General features: G+C 48.0%; 7 protein-coding genes and 1 pseudogene. All 8 read left to right on the forward strand.

Features of this window, described 5'->3' with window-relative positions; translation table 11 throughout:
• Positions 1 to 541, forward strand: a 541-nt coding sequence (locus VIM87_RS06465; RefSeq protein ID WP_331996185.1) for a thioesterase II family protein, incomplete at its 5' end; no start/stop codon positions are given.
• A complete protein-coding gene (locus VIM87_RS06470) occupies positions 522 to 5,246 on the forward strand; it encodes an amino acid adenylation domain-containing protein (RefSeq protein WP_331996186.1) in 4,725 nt (1,574 codons plus the stop codon). The genes VIM87_RS06465 and VIM87_RS06470, both read left to right, overlap by 20 nt.
• A 75-nt stretch (positions 5,247 to 5,321) precedes the next feature.
• Positions 5,322 to 7,703 carry an ABC transporter permease gene (locus VIM87_RS06475; RefSeq protein ID WP_331996187.1) on the forward strand — a complete coding sequence of 794 codons (2,382 nt, stop codon included), beginning with the start codon at positions 5,322 to 5,324 and terminating at the stop codon, positions 7,701 to 7,703.
• 59 nt (positions 7,704 to 7,762) lie between these two features.
• Complete coding sequence (locus VIM87_RS06480; protein WP_331996188.1) at positions 7,763 to 9,514, forward strand: carbamoyltransferase; 1,752 nt, start codon at positions 7,763 to 7,765, stop codon at positions 9,512 to 9,514.
• Positions 9,515 to 9,532: 18 nt separating this feature from the next.
• The gene (locus VIM87_RS06485; protein WP_331996189.1) at positions 9,533 to 11,632 is read left to right on the forward strand and encodes a hypothetical protein; all 2,100 of its coding nucleotides are present in this window, start codon (positions 9,533 to 9,535) and stop codon (positions 11,630 to 11,632) included.
• A gap of 18 nt (positions 11,633 to 11,650) precedes the next feature.
• Complete coding sequence (locus VIM87_RS06490) at positions 11,651 to 13,657, forward strand: carbamoyltransferase family protein (RefSeq protein ID WP_331996190.1); 2,007 nt, start codon at positions 11,651 to 11,653, stop codon at positions 13,655 to 13,657.
• A gap of 18 nt (positions 13,658 to 13,675) precedes the next feature.
• Positions 13,676 to 14,440, forward strand: a complete 765-nt coding sequence (locus VIM87_RS06495; protein ID WP_331996191.1) for a galactosyltransferase-related protein — start codon at positions 13,676 to 13,678, stop codon at positions 14,438 to 14,440.
• 34 nt (positions 14,441 to 14,474) lie between these two features.
• Positions 14,475 to 16,905: pseudogene (locus VIM87_RS06500) on the forward strand (cyclic beta 1-2 glucan synthetase); the annotation flags it as partial.

Here is a 16,905-nt window from a genome sequence, read left to right on the forward strand (position 1 = left end):
GATAAGACCCCGCCTGAGCCAGCCCTACGCCTTGTACGGGCATAGCATGGGCGCCCTTTTATGTTACCTGCTGGCCAAAAGAATAGCGCAGGAAAAGCTGAATGCACCATTGCACCTGTTCCTGACCGGGAAAGGCGCTCCTTCCATTCTTTTCAACCGGAAGATACGGCACCTGATGCCACAGGAAGAGCTGGTGGCAGACCTGCAGCAAATGGGCGGCATGCCGGACATAGTGCTCAAAGATCATAAGCTGCTGGACCTGTTCCTGCCTATTATAAGAGCAGACTTCCAGGCGGTGGAAAGTTTCCGCTATGAGGAACCTGCCCGGCTGGACCTGCCCCTTACCGTTATAACCGGCAGTGAAGAAAGCATAGCAGACGAAAAAATAAAACCCTGGCAGCTGGAAACCTTTGCTACAGTAACGTTCCGCAAGCTGCCCGGCGGCCATTTCTTTATTTTCAATTACAGCCGGGAGATCCTGGAAATGATCACCCATGCGCTTTACACTTACGCTTTGAAAGATGAAAACGGTACAATCTGATAACATATTTGAGTTTATAGCGCAGCTGCATGCAGCTGATATCCATATGCAGCTGGCCGGTGAGCAGTTGAAAATAAGCGGCGCACGGCAGCAGCTGTCATCAGATATACTGGAGCAGATCAGGGATAGAAAGGTTGATATCATTAATGCGCTCAAAGGCTATTCCTATAAAAAGCACAGTAATATTCCGCTTATAGAGGATCAGGAATACTACAATGTTTCATACGCCCAGCGGCGGTTATGGATCATACACCAGCTGGAAGAGGGCAAAAGCGCCTATAACACATTATCTATATCCGGGTTTAAAGGAGCCCCCGAGCCCCGGATGCTGGAAAAAGCGGTACAGCAGCTGATGGACAAACATGAAAGCCTGCGTACCGTGTTCTTTTCATTGAACGGGGAAATAAAACAGCGCATCTGCAACAAAGGAACATTGCCTTCCCCGGTTTTATATGTACATCTTGAGGACGCGGCCCGGCAGCAGACACTATTGTCCGATTGTTTGGAGGAAGAGGCCAGTTACGTATTTGATCTGGAGAAGGGACCCTTGTTCCGCATTAAATTGATCTATTGCAGCAATGAGGAATACATGTTTTGTTTCAATGTGCATCACATTATTGCAGATGGCTGGTCTATGAAGCTGTTGTTGAATGAGATGCAATGGCTGTATGAGCAAAACCTCACGCAGCAGCATTTAAGGTGGCCGCAGCTGCCGGTCCAGTACCGGCATTATACCGCATGGCAACGGCAGTCATTGCAGGATATGGGCGCCGGTAGCCACCGCGCTTATTGGAATAAGCAAATGGATGGCGACCTGCCGGTGCTGGATCTGCCAACCGATTATCCAAGGCCGGCGGTCAGGCGGTATGACGGCAGCAGCAAAGAAGTTTGGCTGGACCAGGAGTTAAAGAACAGTTTAACCGCTATTGGCCTGGAGGCAGGTACAAATATTTTTGCAGTATTGGTTGCTGCGCTGAGCGGGATCTTTTTTCGCTATACCGGCCAGCAGGATCTTATGATAGGAACGCCGGTCAGCGGCAGGGCGCATGCTGATCTGGAACAGCAGGTCGGGTTATATGTGAACACAGTCGTGTTCCGCAGCAGGTTTTCGGGTGAAGAGACTTTCTATGAATTACTCCGGCAGGTGAAGCAGGTAGTGCTGGATGGATTGGAGCACGAGCAATATCCATTTGATCTGCTGATAGAAGACCTGAATATTGCCGGTGACCGCAGCAGGAACCCGCTCTTTGATCTGATGATCATTTATGAAAAAAAGGAAGATGAGAATAACATCAATACAAGTATAGCGCTGGAATCGCAGGAATTGCTGCGCAGCAAGGTAAGCATGTTTGACCTGACCTATGATTTCCAGGAAAAAGAAAATGGGTTACAGTTATCTATTGTATATAATAAGGAATTGTTTGTACCCCGGCGTATTGAAAATATGGCGGCCCATTTCAAACAATGGCTGCAGGCCATCATCACTTACCCGCACATACCGCTGCAGGAGCTTGAGTATTTAAGCAGGGAGGAACAGCATGTATTATTGAACGGTTTTAACGATACACACCGGGTTTATCCTTCCGGCATAACCCTTAAGCATTTACTGGAGCTGCAGGCAAAGCGTACCCCGGATGCCGTGGCCCTTGTGTTTAAAGAAGAGCGCTTAACTTATACAGCGTTGGATCAGGCAGCCAACCGGTTAGCCAGGCTGTTAATACAGAAGGGAGTAACTGCAGAAACGCTTGTGCCGGTATGCCTGGAAAGATCTATGGAGATGGTGATAGCCATTGTTGCTATCCTCAAGGCAGGAGCCGCCTATGTGCCGGTTGATCCGCTTTATCCTGAAGAACGTATCCGCTATATTTTGCAGGATACCGGTGCAAAGCTGGTAGTAACAGATGGCGCTGCACCCTTCATAGAAAATATAGCAGGTGTAGAGATCTTAAATTTGATCGATGAATGGAGCGGGGTGCAGTCTATGCCGGCCGCAAACATTGATACGGGTCCTGAGCCCCGCAACCTGGCTTATGTGATCTATACATCCGGCTCCACCGGCCGGCCAAAAGGAGTAATGATCGAACATGCTGCGATCGTAAACCGTATTTGCTGGATGCAGGAATATTTCCGGTTACAGGAAGAAGACCGGGTGCTGCAAAAAACAACTTTTTGTTTTGATGTATCCGTGTGGGAGTTTTTATGGCCTTTATGTACCGGAGCCCGGCTTATAGTGGCAGTGCCGGATGGACACCGCGATAACCGTTACCTTAAAGAAGTAATAGAAAGGGAAGCTATTACCACCATTCACTTTGTGCCTTCTATGCTGGATGTGTTCCTAACTGATCTTGAAAGCAATGGCTGTTCATCGCTAAAAAGGGTTATTTGCAGCGGGGAAGCTTTAAAATCCAATCATATAAACAGCTTCAGGGAAAAGCTTGGCCATGCCGGCCTGTATAATCTGTACGGGCCAACAGAGGCAGCCATAGATGTTAGCTGCTGGCATGCACCAGGGCATACGCAGGTTGCAGACCTGGTGCCAATTGGAAAGCCGGTCGCGAATACGGCGCTGTATGTGCTGGATAATAAGAATAAGCTGCAGCCGCTGGGCGCCAAGGGACGTTTGTTTATTGGCGGCATTCAGCTGGCAAGGGGATATTTGAATAACCGGGAGCTTACAGAAAAGAAATTTATTGAGCACCCGGAATTAGGACGTTTATATGATACGGGGGATCTTGCACGATGGTTATGGGATGGCAACCTGTTGTTCCTGGGCCGTAATGATGACCAGGTAAAGATAAGGGGCTACCGTATTGAACTGGAGGAAGTAACTGCCGCCGTAATAAAATATAAAGGTATCAAAGATGGAGTGGTAGTGGCCTGCCAGGTAAATGGCGACAACATGCTGGCAGCGTATGTTATTTGGGCAGGGCAGCCGGATGAGGAAGGCGTACGGATGTATCTGCATTCCTGCCTGCCGCTGTATATGCATCCGGCCGTTTATGTTGGTCTGAACGATCTGCCGCTTACTGCCAGTGGTAAAACAGATAAAAAACGGTTGCCGCCATTACCGGAATTGTTGCCGGGACTTGATTACGTGCCCCCGGAAAATGAGATGGAGCAAAAGATGACGGAGATCTGGGAAGAAGTATTCTATCGTGAAAAAATAGGTGTGTCAGATGATTTCTTTGCGCTGGGCGGGCACTCGATAAAGGCAATAAGAATGATCTCATTGATCTATAAAGCATTTGGTATACAAACAACGCTCAACAACATCTTTACATATACAACTATAAGGGCGCTGTGCAATGAGTTAAAGGAACAGGACCCGCAGTATAATTCGCCGGCTGAAATTAATGGCCATACTTTCCGGCTGGAAGCTGGCAATGAAACTTTTTATGAAGTTACAGGCGGCCAGCAGTACTGGGTAAACATGTATCATGACAAGGAGTATAAGGAGCATGATAAACGGCACGGGCTCATGTCGCTTATACTGGAAATAAATGGTGCCTTTAATATCGGGTCTTTTAGGAAAGCCGTGCAGTTTTTGATTGAGCGGCATGAAAGCCTGCGCGCCACTTTCCGTTTTTTAGATGGGAAATGTGTGATGAAAATATTGGATCAGGCAGCCTTTTCCCACTTTCCTGAGTATAGCGAAGCCGCACAGGAAAATATACCGGATGAAGCGGCTGAAAACTTTATTTATTTTAAGGATCACCGCTTTGATTTTGAACAGGGGCCTTTGTTCCTGGTACGCGTGTTAAAGACCGGTAATGATAAACATATCGTGTCTATAAGGATCCATCACGTAATTTCAGATACCTGGACAGTAGAAATAATGGGCAGGGACCTGTTTACTGCTTATAACGCATATGAGCAACAGCAGCTGCCGCAGCTGCCCCCCTTACCTTACCAGTTCAAAGAGTATCTTTCTTTTGTGCTGGCTTATGAAAGGGCAAACTGGCAATCACATGATGCTTACTGGCGGCAACGTTACAAGACGCTTCCGGATGAGCTTATTATTCCGGCTGAACAAAAAGAGCGGTCTGCCGATTTTTCAAAGCGGATCGTTCATACTATTAATTTTCCGGTTCCGCGCCATTTGTATGAGCAGTTAAAAATGTATGCAGGCCGTTTTTCAACAAGCCTTTTTGTAGTATTGCAGGCGGCCTTTAAAAGTTACCTTCATCATAAGACCGGGCAGCTGGATATTGTGATAGGTGCAGATGTTCACGGGCGGGATCACGCCGGGCTGCAAAACCAGATCGGTAGCTACTCCAGGGCTGTATTGGTAAGGACCATATTTGAAGAGCAGGATGATTTTGCAGCACAGGTGTTTAAAGTGAAACAGGCTAACCTGGAAATGCTGCAGTATACTGCAGCCAGCCTGCTTGGATATTTACTGGAATTAACGCCGCCGGGTGTAGACCTCCGGACTACAGTGTGGAAGGTGAACCTGAAATATGATGATACCACTGGTTACCAGATAACGGATCAGGTGTTCAATGAGCTCACCACCGGTTTTGATATAAAGCTATTACCCGATCCGGCCAACAGCATAATGTTAACCCCCTTTGATATGTATGTTGGATTTGTGGTTACTGATGAAGGATTAACCATCAGCATAGAATATGATAGCAGCCTGTACACCAGTGGATCCATCAGCTCCATGATAGACGACTTTATTACCTATATGCAGGGGCTTTGAAACTTTTATGCAGAAAATAAAGTATCTTAATAGTGTTATCCCATTCCCCGCTTTTCAGGAATAAAATAAGCAGTTATGTTTAAAAGTTATTTTAAAACAGCCTGGAGAAATATTGTTAATGACAAAGTTTACACAGCCCTGAATATACTTGGCCTGGCTATCGGCATGGCAGTGGCCCTGCTGATCGGCTTGTGGGTGTACAGTGAGCATTCGTATGATAAGTTCCTGCCCGGCTACGAAGATCTGTACCAGGTTAAGATGAATGCAAATAACAATGGGGAAATAACCACTTACAGCTCCACTTCCCTGGCACTGGCAGATGCCTTCCGCATGAATGTGCCTGAAATAAAATATGTAGCAGAAACAGACTGGATGGGGCCGCATGGATTAATGGTAGGTAACCGCAAGTTCTATATGAATGGCGGCCAGGTTGGAGCAGATTTTTTAAAAATGTTCCGGTACCCTTTGCTGCAGGGGAACGCTGCTACTGTATTGCAGCAGCCCTATTCAATTGTATTAACTGAATCCACCGCCGCATCTTTGTTTGGTAATGAAGATCCGTTGGATAAAATAGTGCGGGTTGATAATACCTACGACCTGAAGGTTACAGGCGTGTTGGCTGACTTGCCGGCCAATTCCACCTTTCAGTTTAAATTTCTTATTCCATTCAGCTTTTTTGAACAAACTACCGATTGGGTAAAGGCCGCCAGAAGGGGCGGATGGAAAGAAAATTCATTCCAGGTATTTGCACAGCTGCAGGAGAAAGCAAGCTATGAAAAGGTGGCGGCTAAAATAAAGAACATCGCAAAAAGCAATGATCCCTCTGTGAATACAGAGATCATTATGCAACCAATGAAGAACTGGCACCTGTATTCTGATTATAAGAACGGAAAAGAAGCAGGCGGGTTTATTGATTACATAAGGATGTTTGGTATTATAGGCATACTGGTACTGTTGATCGCGTGTATAAATTTTATAAATCTTTCCACGGCCCGTTCGGGAAAAAGGGCCAAAGAGGTAGGGATCAGGAAAGCGCTGGGTTCCCGGAAGAACCACCTGGTGCTGCAGTTTTTAATAGAATCTATTCTGATCACTTTTTTTGCGTTCGTCATATCAATAGTGCTGGTGCAATTGGCAATCCCCGGCTTTGCCGTATTAACCGGGCGCAGGATCAGCATCCCGTTCCTGAGCGGCACATTCTGGTGTTTAATGATGGCTTATGTGCTGATCACAGGATTTATAGCCGGTTGCCGGCCTGCCTTTTATCTCTCCTCTTTCAGACCGGTAAAAGTGCTGAAAGGTGATTTACGGACAGGAAAAGGAGGTACCATCCCAAGAAAAGTGCTCATCGTACTGCAATTCTCCTGCTCTGTAGCGCTGATAATAAGCACTATCATTGTTTATCAGCAAATGCAGCACGCAAAGGACCGCCCCATAGGCTACAACATCAGCCGGTTAATGATGACAAACGATAATGAGGACCTGAGCCATAATTATGTTGCATTAAAAGATGAGCTGCTGCAAAGCGGTATCGTGGAAAGCGTAACCAAAGCATCCAGCCCTGCAACCAACATTTATTCACATTCCAAAATTGATTACTGGCCGGGTAAACGTGCAGATGAAACCTTCGGCAGCATGGGCACTATTGCTATTGCCACTGATTATTTTAAAACATTGGGTATGCAGCTCAAGCAGGGAAGGGACTTTTTAGGAAGTGTTGACGCAGATTCCCTGAGCGTGATCCTGAATGAAGCCGCTGTAAAAAGATTGCGCCTGAAGGAACCGCTGGACCAGAGCATAACCTGGCACGATACCGTAAAGCTTAGAATAACAGGCGTGGTAAAGGATGCATTGATGGAATCGCCTTTCGCCTCTGTAGAACCCACCATGTTTATTTACAATCCCGCTCAGAGTGCCGGTAATACTATTATGTACCGGTTAACACCCGATGCAGATCCGGAGCTTGTGGTGGAAAAGCTTAAGCAGATCTTTAATAAATATAGTCCCGGTTATCCTTACAGTTACCGGTTTGTAAGTGAAGTATATGCCGGTAAATTTAATCTTGAGCTTTTTTTAGGAAAGCTGGCCGGCTTATTTGCCAGCCTTTCCATTCTTATTTCCTGCCTGGGCCTTGTAGGATTAGCGGCTTATGTAGCGGAGCAGCGCACAAAGGAAATAGGCGTCAGGAAAGTGCTGGGTGCTTCCGTATTACAGCTGTGGATGTTATTGCTTAAAGATTTCATGATCCTGGTGGCTATCAGCTGCCTGATCGCATCACCGCTGGCCTGGTTCTTCCTGCAGAACTGGTTGCAAAAATATGCTTACCGTATTAATATAGGGGTTGGCGCTTTTTTAACAGCAGCTTTTATCGCAATTTTTATCACCACCGTTACAACCAGCTACCAGGCTGTTAAAACAGCCATTGCTAATCCCCTGAAAAGTTTAAGATCAGAATAAAGTCACCTATTTTTCATTTACCCCTTACTCTCTGCTTCCCGTTTAAAACAGGATCCATTATGAATATTGTAGGAATCTCCGCGTTCTTTCATGACGCGGCCTGCTGCCTATTGCAGGACGGCATACTAAAAGCGGCTGCGGAAGAGGAGCGCTTTTCCCGTATAAAAGCCGACCCCTCCATGCCCGTACAGGCCTTTAAATATTGCCTGGAACAGGCAGGCATTACTATTGCTGACATAGACTGTATTGCCTATTATGAAAACCCTGAAAAAAAACTGGCGCGCCAGTTATGGAGCGGCGTATGGGGAAATAAGCCCGGGCTTTTAAACCGGCTGCAGCCCAATATGGTGTTGTCGGGAATAAGAGAGCAGCTGGGCTTTGAGGGCCCGGTTAAATTTATAGACCATCATTTATCCCATGCAGCAAGCAGCTTCTTTTTTTCCGGATTTGAAGAAGCCGCCGTGCTCACTGTAGATGGTGTAGGCGAATGGGCCACTACCACTTACGGAAAAGGTGATGGTAACGGCCTGCATCTATTTGAAGAGGTTGAATTTCCTGATTCTCTTGGCCTGCTGTATAGCACTATTACCAGTTACCTTGGATTTGGTGTAAACGACGGTGAATATAAAGTAATGGGACTGGCGCCCTATGGTAAACCATTATACGCTGATAACATCCGGAAATTGATATCGGTAAAAGAAGGAGGGCAGTATCGGCTGGAGATGCAATACTTTGGCTTTATGACCAGCCGTTGCATGTATACAGACCTGTTGCCGGAGTTATTGGGAAAAGCGCCGCGCCAGGAGGATGCGCCCTTAAACCAGTTCCATGCAGATGTAGCCAAAAGCCTGCAGGTAGTGTTGGAAGAAATATTGCTTGAAAAAACCCTTTACCTGCACAGCAGGGTACCTTCGGATAATTTGTGCATGGCCGGCGGAGTAGCATTGAATTGTGTAGCTAATGGGCACATACTAAGGAACGGACCTTTTAAAAAACTGTTTGTGCAGCCGGCCGCAAATGATGCCGGCGGTGCCATAGGCGCTGCTGCAATGGCGCATGTAGAGCTGAGTGGCGAAAGGCCGGGCCGGGACAGGCTGCAGCATGTGTACCTGGGACCCTCTTTCAGCGCAGATGAGGTGCACCGCTTACTGGAATCTACTTCCGTTGAATACATTAACTGCAGGGAGAATGAGAACATGCTGCTGGAGCTGACAGCCAGGAAGATCAGTGAAGGAAAGGTGATCGGCTGGTTCCAGGGCCGTATGGAATTTGGTCCCCGCTCCCTGGGAGCAAGGTCTATCCTCGCTGATCCCAGGAATCCGGATATGCGCGACCGTATAAATGCCATGGTTAAAAAGCGGGAAGGGTTCCGGCCCTTTGCCCCCGCCATACTTGACGCAAAAACACAGGAACATTTTAACCTGGATCATCATTCACCTTTCATGCTGGAGACCTGCCAGGTCGTATCATCACTGGAATTACCCGCCATTACACATGTGGATGGTTCTGCAAGGGTACAAACAGTGCACCGGGATACAAATGAACGTTTTTATGGATTGCTGGAAGCATTTGGAGCCCTTACCGGCTGCCCTATTTTATTGAACACCTCCTTTAATATCAAAGGTGAGCCGATAGTATGCACCCCTGAAGACGCGATAAGGTGTTTTGTTACTACCGACATTGATTGCCTGGTAATAGAAGACTTCATAATTGACAGGGATGACAACAGCCTGGACATCCTGAAATACCTTTTGCTCTATACTTTTCCCGGGAAAAGCGGGATCCAGCATGATGTGTACACCTTTATCTAACTCCTTATAAAACACGATATGGAAAACAGGCCGTCTGACGACTTGAAAAATATTGCAACAGCGCTTGCCCGTCACATAAGCGCGGGTAACATCAGTGCAGCATGCGAACCGCTGCTGGCACAACTTGCCGGCAATAAACAGGATCCCGTATATGAGGTGGCTGCTGATAGCGGAACAAAAGAGGCGCGTAAAGATTCAATAGGCATTTGGAAAAAACATGTGGAAGATGGGAAGAGCATTTACAGCAGGGATGCTGCCCGGCAGATTGAATGGGCATTATGGGCTAATATAAATGAGCTGCCGGTAAAAAGCAGTAAACGAAGACTGCTGCTGTTAGGCGAATCGGTAGCCAGGGGATATTTGTATGACCCGCACTATAATGTGGCCAAAGAGCTGGATGCGATCCTTAACGAAAAGAACGGGCCCTGGAATGCAGAAGTGGTAGACCTTGCAAAGACCAGCATAAGCATGAAAGAGCTGCTGGAGCTGGCTGATTCCTGCACCGCCCTGGAGCCGGATCTGGCGGTGATCTTTGCCGGTAATAACTGGGATCCCGACCTGGCAGATGCACTGAATGAGGAAGATGTGAATACCATCCTGAAAGTATTCAGGCAGGATGGCTTTCCCGGTATAAAAGAATTCCTGTCGAACAAGTTAAAGGAGCTGGTCACCCAATGCCTGGAACAGCTCTCCGCTTCTTTAACAGAAAAAGGGATACCCGTTGTTTTTGTAATTCCGGAATTCAATCTGCTGGATTGGAAAAGCGATCATATAGAACAGGGGCTGTTATGGCTGCCTGAGAAAAAAATGAAGGAATGGCTGCAGGCCAAAGACATGGCGGAGCAGGCCGGTGCTGATATGGAAAAGCTTGGAGCCGCCGCCGCCCGCATGGTAGCGCTGAATCCATCCAATCCACTGGGATATGAGCTACTGGGCCAGTACTACGCTTCCTGCAGGCAATATGCAGCTGCCAGGGATTGCTTTGAATCATCCAGGGATGCGGTGTTGTTTACCGGGGGCGTTACAAAACCCCGGTGCTATAAAGTTATACGGGAACAGATCTTATCGGCAGCGCCCCGCCTGGGTATTAAAATAATAGATCTGCCCGCGGTATTTGCCTCCGCTTTCCCTGATAAGATACCGGACAAAAGCCTGTTCCTTGATTATTGCCACCTTACCATAGAAGGCATCAAGCTGGCCATGCGGCATACTGCAGCTGCTATAATGGGTTTGGCCACCGGTAAGCCCGTTGATCCTGAAAGCATCCACGCATCCGGGCTGTATCCCGACAGGCATGTACAGGCTGTTGCACACTTTGGCGCAGCCATACATAATGCGCATAACGGTCAGCCGCAGGCTATTCTCCAATATCACTGCAATAGATCTGTTGGGTTCTCTTCCCGGATAAAAGACACCATGCTGCGCTTCATTGATTTTTCATCCCGGCACGCATCCACTTTCTTTTGTAAGTCATTTGAAGAGATCATCTCAGACGGCGAAATGCGGCAATATGAAGGCGGGCTGTTGTCATTGGCGCATCCGAGAGGCCGTAAGCTAATGGATGTTGAGCTGGTGGATGCTATTGTAAAAGCGCTGGATACCATTCACATACAACAGGCGGATGTTATTGGCCGCTTAAGGATAAATGAGCATGGGGTAGATGCGCGCGGAGTAAACCTGCTCAATTCTTTTTATAGCGCCAGTGATTACAATGAGTTCCTGTCAGTACCTAAAGGCGCTTTTTTGCAGTACCGCACTTTGGCTGCGCCCTTTCATTTTGTAGCAGGGAAAGATCATGAATACCTTTCATTCAGCATTACCTGCCGCACTCCGGAAAGGGCAGAAGAGGACCAGCATATAAAAATTTACCTGAATGATGAAGCGGAATGTATAACCACTGTACCCATGAGCAATAGTTGGAACACCCATCATTTCATGATCGCTGACCGCTTATTGAGATCAGGGGTTAACCGCCTGGTTATTAAATGGCCTTATACCGCACAGCCGCTGCCGGAAGTAAACCGGGTTTCGCGGAATGCAGTGCTCAATGCCATGTATCCTGTGATGGGAGAAATAAGCTCTTTCTTCGTTAAAGCATGTAACAACAGTATCCACTAAACTGAAAAATTATATTATATGGTTATACTTGGCTTTAATGGCAGTGTTGCCGGTATAAGCGAGAACAGGTTCAACTTGGATTTTGATACCATGCATGATGCCGGCGCCACATTAATAGAAGACGGCCGCATTATATGCACCTTTGAAGAGGAACGCTTAAACAGGATCAAACATACCAACAAGTTCCCGGTACGTGCAATAGAAGCCTGCCTGGAAGAACATAATATTGACCTGGATGATATAGATGCATTTGCCTTTCCAAATGAAGAAGCTGTTTATGACCAGGAGATCATACGCTATGGCACTATAGATCCGTCGTTTAATTACGGATCGGCAAGAGCCTATCTTGTTGCCTACTTTCAGCAATATTTTAACCGGCAGATAGACCCTGCACGTATTTTTTTTGTGAACCATCACCTGGCCCATGCCGCCAGCACTTACTATGTATCCGGGTTTAACAAAAGCCTGATCCTGGCATTGGATGGATGGGGCGATAACTTTTCAGGAGGCATTTACGAAGGAGAAGGCAATGAGATCAGAACCATTCAGAAAATGTCCCATAACAATTCGCTGGGCAATTTTTATGTGGAAGTAACCCGCCTGCTGGGGTTTGAGTTCTTTGATGAGTATAAGGTAATGGGCCTGGCGCCTTATGGGGATAAGGATACCTATAAACATATTTTTGATGAGCTGTATGAGCTGCAGCCCGAAGGCGCTTATCACCTGCATCGCGACCGGCTCAGGGCCATAGGCGAAAAGCTGCCGTCACGCAGGAAAGGTGAGCCTGTAACCCAGGTGCACAAGGATATTGCAGCAGCATTACAGGCAGCGCTTGAAGAAATTGTATTGCATTTGGTAAAGCATTACCAGTCCGTTACCGTGCATGATCACCTGTGCCTGTCGGGCGGGGTATCCCTGAACTGTACCATGACCGGAAGATTGCTGTATGAAAATATTTTCCGGGATGTTTTTGTACAACCCGCCTCCAATGATACCGGGCTGCCTTTGGGAGCCGCCTTGTATACCTATTACCAGGCGCAGCCCCATGCGGAACGTTACACATTCAAACATGCCTACCTGGGAAATAAAGCGCCGGAAACCACTGCGCTGGTAAGTACACTGGAAAAGTGGAAGGATGTAATAGAATATTATGAAGCAGATGAAATAACCCATGAAACAGCACGCCTGATCGCGGCCGGTAATGTAATAGGCTGGTTTCAGGGCAGCTCCGAATTTGGCCCGCGCGCCCTGGGCAACCGTAGCATACTGGCCGATCCCCGCCCCGCAGGCAATAAAGACCTGATCAACAGAAAAATAAAGAACCGGGAAGGGTTCCGCCCCTTTGCACCTTCTTTAACTGAGGAATCGGTAGCACGGTTTTTTGAGCTGCCGGATCACAGGCAGGACCGTTATGGATTTATGACCTTTATACTGAAAGTAAAGGAGGAGTACCGCAGCCGTTTGGGCGCCATTACACATGTAGATGGAACCGCCCGTTTGCAGACAGTGACCCGGGAAACAAATGCCCGGTATTATGAGCTGATCAACAGCTTTGGTGAGTTAACCGGTATGCCCGTATTGTTAAACACCTCCTTTAATAATAACTGTGAGCCTATTGTGGATACGCCGCAGCAGGCCATTAACTGTTTCCTTACCACCCATCTCGATTACCTTGTTATCGGCAATTTCATTATCCGCAAGCGGGAACAGCAACCCGCTGCCTTTTACCTTTCGCTATACCCGCTGGTGCCCGCCTATACGCGCTTACATGTTTTGCATGAGAACGGGAAGATCCGTTATGAGATCGGCAACACATTTAATGAAAGGAAACACCCCCTTTCCCGCAACATGTATGCTTTATTAAAGAGCAGTGATGGCAGCCTGCAGCTGGGAAAGCTGATAGCCGGTTTGCCCGATGCCGGCCCGGAAGATGCTGCCGCTATTATTGAAGAAATGCAAACACTCTGGACATTGAGAACAATTGAGTTAACAGCCGGCGCCGCAATGAATTTAGCAATTGGATAAATCAAAAAACGTAAGATAATGACCCACACTCTGAAAGAAAATGTCGTGTTATCATTGCTGGTAGCTTATCGTGGCCGTCCGTTGCATTTAAAATGCCTGATGGAATGGTTTAACGTAACCTGCTCTATCAATCCCGGAATTGAGCTGGTGATCATGGAAGACAGCCCGGAACCATCTATCACAACGGATCCCGGTAGAAATATCAAATACTTCCATATAGACGGTGGTGAAAATTTTAATAAGGCAAGATTGCTGAACATCGGTTTTAATAACAGTACCGGAAAATTGGTCTCCTCTTATGATGTGGACCTGGTGCCGGCCGATCTCTCTTTCAGACAGCACCTGGCTATGGCAGGCAAATCCCCGGACCTGCTGATATCAGGCTACCGGCTGAACTATAAAAAGGAGTACATGCACATTGAGGAGATTGACAATGCAAAATATAGTGCGGCCATTGATATCGGCGACTGTACGGAAAGCTTTTTACGGCGGCAGCTGATAGATGGGCACCGGTTTGCCGTTATACCACTCTTCAGCCGTGAACGGATAGAGCAGATAGGCGCCTGGGATGAGCGGTTTGAAGGCTGGGGATCAGAAGATATGGATTTTTTAGACCGGTACCTGGGCCGCAACATATACCAGGTCAGGGCCCCGGACCTGTTGTACATGCACCTGAACCATGGTGCTGCCCAGGGCTGGAACGATCCTGCGCTAACACAAAGAAATGACTCCCTTTATTTCGCAAAAAGAGAGCTGCGAAAAATGGCCAACTATAGTGAATAGTGCCTCAGAATAACCCGAAAACCCATTTATGATATTGAAAAACCTTGTTGTGGAGCGCCGTAACCATGTGAATGCTCAACCCACCAATATTATACCTCCCTTTCGTTCTTCACTGCTTACCACAGCTGCGGAAAAGAAGGAACATGCCGGCAGGCTGGCCAGGAAACACTTATTTATGGCTCCTGCCCCCTTAAACATACTTAGGCATTTGGAGGAGAATGAAAGGGAATTGCAGGAGATCTGTACGGCAGTGGCAAAAGCAATTGAAAAGGATCTGCCGGTTACACCGGCAGCAGATTGTTTGCTCAATAATCTTCATCTGATAGAAAGCCAGCTGCTGAAGGATAAAGAACGGCTGAAAAGATCAGCTTATCCTGCAGACACCTTTTCCAGGATCTATGATATAGCAGTGGAGCTCATCGCCCATAGCAATGCCCAGGTAGATCAAAAAGCCGTAAAGGATTTTGTAGCAGCTTACCAGGAAGTATCTTTTCTGAAGCTGGCGGAGCTGAAGCTGCTGCATGTAGCTATACGTGCAGCATTGATCGAAAATATCCGGCGCATCTCCGCAGGTATGAGCCATGTGAGAACAGGTGCAGCGGAGGAAACCGCAAAACAGGCCCCCAACTATTTATCATTATGGAACAGTGTGCATAGCCTGCACCAGCTGGCAGCGGTGGACTGGCGCAGGTTTGTGGAATCCACCAGCGTAGTGGAGCAGGCACTGGGTAAAGACCCCGGTGCCGCCTATACGCAAATGGATATTTATACCCGGGAGCAATACCGTAAGGCAATAGAAGAAATTGCGGCCGGCAGCGGAAAGCCGGAGCATGCCATAGCGCAAACAGCTATATCGCTGGCAAAAGAAAATATCACTGTAAATATCCGCATGGCGCATGTGGGTTATTACCTGTTAGGTCCGGGCCGTACCCGGCTGGAAAAAGAAGCCGGTTGCCGGGTAGCGGCGCTGGAAAAATTACGCAGGCAGCAGCCGGCCGGCACCTACGTAAGCGCCATTATATTGTTAACGGTAATAACCGGCGCCGGTTTATTCATAAAGGCGCATAGCCAGGTTTCAAATGTATGGCTGTTGTCATTTACAGCTGCACTCTTATTTATAGCTATGCTGCAGCCTGCCGGCACAGCAGTTAACTGGCTGCTGTCTTTACTGGTGCGTCCGTCCCTGCTGCCGCGCATGGATTTTTCAAAAGGCGTTCCGGCTTATGCGCGCACACTGGTAGTGGTGCCCGCTCTGCTGGGCAGCCGCAAGGATGTGGAAACACTGGCAGCCGCGCTGGAGCTGCGTTTTCTGGGTAATAAGAGTAAGCACCTCCATTTTGGCTTATTAACGGATTATAAGGATGCTGACCAGGAAACATTACCGGAAGATGCGCCGCTGCTGCAAGCAGCCAGGGACGCCATCAGCGCCCTGAATATAAAATATGGCAGCCCGGAGCAAGAGCTGTTTTTCCTGTTTCACCGCAAACGGTGCTGGAATCCAGCAGAACGTACCTGGATGGGCTATGAGCGTAAACGCGGCAAGCTGGAAGAATTGAATGCCCTGCTGCGCGGTGGGGCAAAAGACAATTTTTCATTAATAGTAGGACGGCAGGAAATTTTTCCTGCCATTAAATATGTAATTACACTGGACGCTGATACGCAGCTGCCCCGTGATGCTGCCTGGAAAATGGCAGCAGCCATGGCGCATCCGCTGAACAGTGCTGTTTGTGATACAGCTACACGGCAGGTAACCGCGGGGTATGGCATCTTACAGCCTCGTGTGTCGGTTGATATACCGGCGGCCAACAGGTCGTGGTATGCACGCCTGCACGGGCACAATGCAGGGATAGACCCTTATACCCGCGCATTGCCGGATCTTTACCAGGATATTTTTGGCGAAGGCTCCTTTATTGGCAAAGGCATTTATGATGTGGATGTTTGCCTGCAGGTGCTGCAGGAACGCTTACCCGAAAACCGCATTCTTAGCCACGACCTGCTGGAAGGTTGTTACCTGCGCTCCGGCTTATTAAGTGATGTATGTTTGTATGAAGAGCAATCCTATAGCTACCATATTGATCTGCAACGCAGGCACCGCTGGATCCGCGGCGACTGGCAGATTGCAGCCTGGCTGCTGCCATGGGTGCCCGGTATAGGTGGCCGGCTGCAGCGCAACCCCATCAACCTTTTATCCCGCTGGAAAATATTTGACAACCTTTGCCGCAGCCTGCATGCAGTAGCGCTGTTGCTGTTACTGGCAATGGGCTGGACTGTATTTAAGAGCGGCGTTTTCTGGACCGGCGCTGTAACAGGCATACTGCTGCTTCCCTGCCTGCTTGCCTTTACCGGCGCCCTGTTGAAAAAGCGCAATAACAGATCCGTTAATAAATACCTGGCAGATGCCGTAGCAGCAGCAATAGGTCCCTGTATGCAAATGTTGCTTACACTGGTGTGGCTGCCGGCTGAAG

Origin of the sequence: Chitinophaga sp. (assembly GCF_036569125.1) — a bacterium.
Lineage (GTDB): Bacteria > Bacteroidota > Bacteroidia > Chitinophagales > Chitinophagaceae > Chitinophaga.

Coding starts and splice junctions, on each gene's coding strand:
- VIM87_RS06495 (WP_331996191.1), top strand. CDS start 13,676: ATGACCCACACTCTGAAAGAAAATGTCGTGTTATCATTGCTGGTAGCT.
- VIM87_RS06490 (WP_331996190.1), top strand. CDS start 11,651: ATGGTTATACTTGGCTTTAATGGCAGTGTTGCCGGTATAAGCGAGAAC.
- VIM87_RS06485 (WP_331996189.1), top strand. CDS start 9,533: ATGGAAAACAGGCCGTCTGACGACTTGAAAAATATTGCAACAGCGCTT.
- VIM87_RS06475 (WP_331996187.1), top strand. CDS start 5,322: ATGTTTAAAAGTTATTTTAAAACAGCCTGGAGAAATATTGTTAATGAC.
- VIM87_RS06470 (WP_331996186.1), top strand. CDS start 522: ATGAAAACGGTACAATCTGATAACATATTTGAGTTTATAGCGCAGCTG.
- VIM87_RS06480 (WP_331996188.1), top strand. CDS start 7,763: ATGAATATTGTAGGAATCTCCGCGTTCTTTCATGACGCGGCCTGCTGC.